Raw genomic sequence first — 6,246 nt, forward strand, 5'->3', positions numbered from 1 at the left:
ACAAACTGGAGGATAGAAACATGCGCAAAAGCATTCCCGCTTTACTTACCCTCATTATTCTAACAGTAATCATCAGTGCTTGCAGCGGCAACAACAATGGCGGCAACACTGCAGGAAACAATTCTTCGGCATCCCCTTCGAATACGGCGGCAGCCGATCAAGCGAAGGACGGCGGCAACCTGATCCTGGGTGTACAAGCCGACCCTGTCGTTCTTAACCCGATCTATGCAGGCGACCGCGTCAGCCTGACAATCGACCAAGCTCTCTACGCTCCGCTGTTCCAAGTGAACAACGGCAAGAAAACCTTCTACCTGGCAGACAGCCTTGAGCCTTCGGCTGACAACCTGACTTATACCCTGAAGCTGAAAAGCGGCCTGACTTGGCATGACGGCCAGCCACTGACGGCTGACGACGTTGTCTTCACGTTCGATACGATTCTCGACGAGAAGCAAAACAGCTTCTTCCGCGAGAACCTGATCCTGGGCGGCAAGCCGATCAAAGCGGTTAAGGTTGACGACACAACGGTTGAATTCCAGCTGCCGCAAGTAAACCCGGCGTTTGAAGCCACTCTCGTGCAATTGACTCCTATTCCTAAGCATATTTTCGAAGGCGAAGCGAATATCGAGAAAAGCACAAAGAACAACGCACCGGTTGGTTCCGGCGCATTCAAGTTCAAAGAGTACAAGACAGGCGAGTACGTAACGCTTGAGCGTTTCGATAACTACTTCGGCGGCAAGCCGCATCTGGATTCGATCACTTACCGTATCGCGAAGGATGCCAATGCAGCTAACCTGGCTCTGCAGAACGGCGAAATCAACGTGAAATACCTGGATCCGCAAGACGTATCCACCATCGAAAGCACGGGTAACTTCGATATTCAAGCTTACTCCGAGGGCCGTCTGGCTTACCTGCTCTTCAATGAAGACAGCGACACTGGCGCCCTGAAGAAAAAAGAAGTTCGTCAAGCGATCTCTTACGCGCTGAACCGCGAGGAGCTGATCCAAACGGTATACGGCTCGAGCGAATACGCAGACCCTGCTAAATCTTTTGTAACACCGGATGGCCTGTTCCAAACAAACGACGTTCCTTCGTATGACAACGATGTAAATAAAGCAAAAGAACTGCTGGCTTCCGCCGGCGAAAGCAACCTGAAGCTCCGCTTCATCGTATCGAGCGGCAACAAAGCGCAAGAAGCTGCTTCCCTGTACATTCAGCAAAAGCTGAAAGCCGTTGGCATCACGGTTGAACTGCAAAGCATGGACGCTTCGGCGTACGGCCAGAAGTTTGTTGACCTGAAATCGAAAGACTACGAGCTGTCCTATGCGGGCTACATCATGGGCTATGATCCGGACGCTTACCGTATCCTTTACACAACCGGTTCGAACTCCAACTATGCTCGCTACTCCAACCCTGAAGTAGACAAGCTGTTCGACCAAGGCGCTGGCGAAGCGGACGCAACGAAACGCGGCGAGGCTTACCAGCAGCTGCAAAAAACAATCGCGGATGACGCGGTTATCTACCCTGTCGGCTACACGAAAACAATCGTTGCGATCGACAAACGTTTCGGCGGCCTGAATGAAGCCGTTCTGAAGCCGGTCGTAATCTTCGAAGATCCGTCGAAGCTGTACATGAAGTGAGCTTAAAAATAGAATTAAATATGGAATAGGCAAAAAATAGCTGGGGCTACCCCAATGTCATTAAGTTAGTTTAATGACATTGGGGGTAACCCAGTTTATTTTTTGCCGTAAACAGCATAGGAGACAATCGCATGAGACAACTCATCGCTAGACGCTTACTGCAGACGATTCCGCTCTTGCTCTTCGTCTCGATCGCCTGCTTTGCCTTAATCAAGCTGGCTCCTGGTGATCCTGTTCTATCCTTCGTGACGCCGAATATGCATCCCGAGGATATTGAACGCATCCGTCATAATCTCGGGCTGGACAAGCCTGCTTATATTCAATATTTACTGTGGCTCAAGGAGCTGTTCCAAGGCAATCTGGGCTATTCGCTAGTCAATCACCAGCCTGTGATGGATCAGATCCTGGACCGTCTGCCTGCAACCGCGGGACTGATGGGCAGCTCCATCGCACTATCCGTGCTGCTTGCTATTCCGCTTGGCCTGACTGCCGGAGCGAACCGTAACCGCTGGCAGGACAAGATCATTAACCTGATTTCTTATATCGGTATATCGGTACCCCTGTTCTATCTGGCTATTTTACTTATCTATTTATTCGCGATTGAACTGCACTGGCTTCCGATTATGGGCATGCGAACGATTGGCGTCCATTCCGCTTGGGATGTCGTTAAGCACGGTATTCTGCCATGCGTCGTTCTGGCCTTTGGTTTCCTGTCCGTCTACGTGCGTTACATCCGTTCCAGCACGATCGGTCAGCTTAAGGAAGATTATGTTCAGATTCAATACGCCTTTGGCGCAACTCGCCGGCAAGTGCTGTTCCGCCACGTCATGAAGCATGTTCTGCTGCCGGTTATTACGCTGCTCGGCATGTCGATGGCGGATCTGGTTACCGGCGCGATCGTAACGGAAACCGTCTTTTCCTGGCCGGGCATCGGCTCGCTTGGCATGACCGCCGTAAAAGGGATGGATTATCCCGTCATTATGGGCATTACGCTGTTCTCCGCCTTGTTCCTGATCCTTGGCAACTTGCTTGCGGATATTTTATACGGATTCGCCGATCCGAGAATCAAATCAACGAGGTGAGCTCATGAATCGGACCAAGTGGCGAAATGCGGGCCTCGAGCTCGTACGCAGCAAAATGGGGATCGTCGCAGTTGCGATTCTCGTTATTTTCATACTGGGAGCGATCTTCGCTTTTCTCTCCCCTAAAGATCCTAACGCTCTGGATGCTTTGCAGCGATTGAAGCCGCCTAGCTCCTCGCATTGGTTCGGTACCGACGACTACGGCCGCGATTACTTCGCCCGTGCCCTGTACGGCGGACGCGTCTCCCTGATGGTCGGCTTCTCCGCCATGGTGCTGGCAACGACGATCGGCACGATCGTGGGGATTGTCAGCGGCTACTTCGGCGGCTGGATTGATAACCTGCTGATGCGTTTATTGGAAGTCATTTTGTCTATTCCGACCTTCTTGGTCATGCTCTTGCTCAGCGTATTTTTGAAGCCAAACCTGACGAGTATCGTCCTCATTATCGGGCTTCTAATGTGGATGAACATGTCCCGTATCATACGGGCCGAGACGATGACGATTCTGGAGCGTGAGTACGTGCTGTATGCGAAAGCCTCCGGACAGAATCATTTGGGCATTATATTCCGTCATATCTTCCCGAGCCTGGTTCCGGTCATTATCGTTGCCGCAACGAACAATGTGGCTTCAGCAATTATGATGGAATCGTCGCTCAGCTTCCTCGGATTCGGGGTGCAGGCTCCAAACGCGACATGGGGAAGCATGCTGAACAATGCGCAGGGCTATATCGCGCAGGCTCCATATCTTGCGTTGTTCCCGGGTTTATTCATTCTGCTGACGGTGCTCAGCTTTAATATTCTAGGCGATATCTTGCGCGTCGGCTTCGAACCGAAGCTTGGCAAGCGGTAATCGGGTTTTACCCCTTCCTACCCTTGCCCGCGCCCTTCCGAAAGGAGTGAACGTTAGATGGCAGACAGGCTGCTAACCGTCAATAACCTACAAGTATCATTCCACACCCGCAGCGGAGAAAATAAAGCGGTTCGCGGCGTCAGCCTTCACATCGATCAAGGCGAGACGATCGGTATCGTTGGCGAATCCGGCAGCGGCAAGAGCGTCACCGCCAAAGCCATTATGGCGATGATTCCGCCCCCGGGCGAGATTATAAGCGGCGACATTACCTTTGCCGGCGAGAAGCTGAACAACTTGCCGGAGCGCAAATGGCGCCAAATCCGCGGCAACCGGATCGCGATGGTGTTCCAGGATCCGATGACCTCGCTTAATCCGGTCAAAAAGATTGGCGATCAGATGACGGAGGTTATCCGCCGGCATCGCGGTCTAAGCAAGGAAGCCGCGCTGAAGGAAGCCATTGAGATGCTCCGCCAGGTTGGCATCAATGAGCCTGAGCGCCGCGTCCAGCAATATCCGCATGAATTCAGCGGCGGCATGCGTCAGCGCGTAATGATCGCGATGGCGTTATCCTGCCAGCCGGAGCTGCTTATCGCCGATGAGCCGACAACGGCTCTCGACGTAACCATTCAGGCGCAGATCCTCGATCTGCTGAAGGAATTAAAGGATAAGACAAGCGCTTCTATCGCGCTTATCACCCACGACCTTGGCGTAGTCGCGCAGGTATGCAGCCGCGTTATCGTCATGTACGGCGGCATGGTGATGGAAGAAGGCACGGTAGAGGATATTTTCTATAACTCGAAGCATCCGTACACGCAGGGACTGCTGCGTTCGGTACCGCAGCGGCAAGGCGGCTCGCGCGAGCGTCTGGTTCCGATTGAAGGCTCCCCGCCGGATCTTCTCGACCCGCCGCCGGGCTGTCCGTTTATGGAACGCTGCCCGCATGCGATGCCGAAATGCGCGGAGCTTCCGCCGCATTTTCAGATCGGCGAAGGCCATCGTGCCCTCTGCTGGCTGAACGATGCCGAGGTTCAGGCCGAATTAGCGCGCCATCCGGAAATCGAAGGGAGCGCTGCCCGTGTCAGAGGATAAAAAAGTGCTGGTGGATGTCCAGCAGCTGAAAAAGCATTTCGTGAAAAGCCGCGATGCCTGGGGCCGCACCTCGGAAGTGCTGAAAGCCGTTGACGGCGTAAGCTTCCAGATCAACAAGGGCGAGACGTTTGGCCTTGTTGGCGAATCCGGCAGCGGTAAATCCACGGTCGGCCGCTCTATTCTGCGGCTGTACGATTACACGGACGGGACGGTCAAGTTCGACGGCCAGGATATCTCGAAGCTTGGCGAGAAAGCGCTGAAGCCTTTCCGCCGGCGGATTCAGTCGATTTTCCAGGATCCTTACTCTTCGCTTAACCCCGGCATGAGCGTGCTGGATTTGATCGGCGAACCGATGAATATCCACGGCCTGTACAAGAATGTGGAAGAGCGCAAGGAAGTGATCGCTTCACTACTCGAGAAGGTTGGACTCAAGCGCGAGCATCTGTACCGCTACCCGCATGAATTCAGCGGCGGCCAGCGCCAGCGGATCTCCATTGCCCGCGCATTGTCGGTACGCCCGGACTTCGTGGTCTGCGACGAGCCAATCTCGGCTCTCGACGTGTCCGTGCAGGCGCAGGTTGTTAACATGCTTGAAGATTTACAGGCTGAATTCGGCCTGACCTATTTGTTTATCGCCCATGACCTGTCCATGGTTCGGCATATTTCCGACCGGATTGGCGTGATGTATCACGGGCGGCTCGTAGAGATTGCGGACAGCGATGAGCTGTACGACAATCCGCTTCACCCGTATACGAAGGCGCTGCTGTCCGCGATTCCTGTACCGGATCCGCGCGCTGTCGTTGAACGGGTTATTTATACGCCGGATGCTGCCGCTGAAGAAGCTGCGGTGCTGCGCGAAGTAAGCCCGGGGCATTGGGTCGCTTTGCCGTAAGATCATGAATAGAGCCAAGTTAGCTAAGGGAGGCTGAAACCAAATGACGAATATCGTAAAGCTGTCGCAATGGGATGCATTGCTTGTGGAGTCTCTTCGCAAGGGACATGGCTGGTCGGATGACGAGATTATTGCAAGAGTAAAGGCGGGAGTTGATCTTCCGACGGATGATAGCATCTTCCAATTCAACTATAGCGATCTGGCGGCCTTTGCCGAGAAAGACCCGGAGACTTTTGAATCGGCAGTCCGTAACGGCTACCAGATCAAGTATAATACCGTGCGCGGCCTCCGCAGCTGGATTTGGGTTGCCTTCGGCGACGAGCCTCAGCTTGAGCTTGAAGCCGGGCAAGAAGCCGTAACCGCACAGCTCACGCCGGAACAGCTGGAGCGCCTGAGAACGGCGCTGTCCTTCGGATGGTCCATCGAGCCGGTTGAAGGCGCGGCGGGCTCTTACCGGATCGAACCGATTCAGCGGTAAGATTAAGGTGATTAATTGTTAAGGGGCTGTCCCATGGTCATGATCATGACTTTTTGGGACAGCCCCTTATTTTTATCGCCGTACGTTGGAATTTCTCCAGTCAAATGAGCAATTTTATGAACCATTCCGAGGCTACGTTGGAATCACTCCCGTATACAAACCAAAAATGAGCCGAATAATCATAATTTGGACTTAAACTAAAAAGTAGACACTTCGTT

General features: G+C 53.4%; 6 protein-coding genes. All 6 read left to right on the top strand.

The genetic code is table 11. From position 1 onward, the window contains the following. Window positions 1-20 precede the first annotated feature (20 nt). Window positions 21-1,637 (top strand): ABC transporter substrate-binding protein, encoded by a 1,617-nt coding sequence (locus tag CFI03_RS24275; protein WP_248760557.1) that lies wholly within the window; start codon window positions 21-23, stop codon window positions 1,635-1,637. A gap of 131 nt (window positions 1,638-1,768) precedes the next feature. Continuing rightward, on the top strand, window positions 1,769-2,719 hold the full coding sequence (locus CFI03_RS24280) for an ABC transporter permease (protein WP_127497224.1): 951 nt from the start codon (window positions 1,769-1,771) through the stop codon (window positions 2,717-2,719). 4 nt (window positions 2,720-2,723) lie between these two features. Then, complete coding sequence (locus CFI03_RS24285; protein ID WP_248760559.1) at window positions 2,724-3,569, top strand: ABC transporter permease; 846 nt, start codon at window positions 2,724-2,726, stop codon at window positions 3,567-3,569. Between the two features lie 57 nt (window positions 3,570-3,626). Next, window positions 3,627-4,658, top strand: coding sequence for an ABC transporter ATP-binding protein (locus CFI03_RS24290; RefSeq protein WP_248760561.1), 1,032 nt, complete (start codon window positions 3,627-3,629; stop codon window positions 4,656-4,658). Then, window positions 4,645-5,550, top strand: coding sequence for an ABC transporter ATP-binding protein (locus CFI03_RS24295; protein ID WP_248760563.1), 906 nt, complete (start codon window positions 4,645-4,647; stop codon window positions 5,548-5,550). The genes CFI03_RS24290 and CFI03_RS24295 overlap by 14 nt, the downstream gene beginning before the upstream one ends. Window positions 5,551-5,593: 43 nt before the next feature. Next, window positions 5,594-6,028 carry a hypothetical protein gene (locus tag CFI03_RS24300; protein WP_248760565.1) on the top strand — a complete coding sequence of 145 codons (435 nt, stop codon included), beginning with the start codon at window positions 5,594-5,596 and terminating at the stop codon, window positions 6,026-6,028. Window positions 6,029-6,246 lie beyond the last annotated feature (218 nt).

Origin of the sequence: Paenibacillus sp. ATY16, from assembly GCF_003399985.2 — a bacterium.
GTDB classification, from domain to species: domain Bacteria; phylum Bacillota; class Bacilli; order Paenibacillales; family Paenibacillaceae; genus Pristimantibacillus; species Pristimantibacillus glycanilyticus.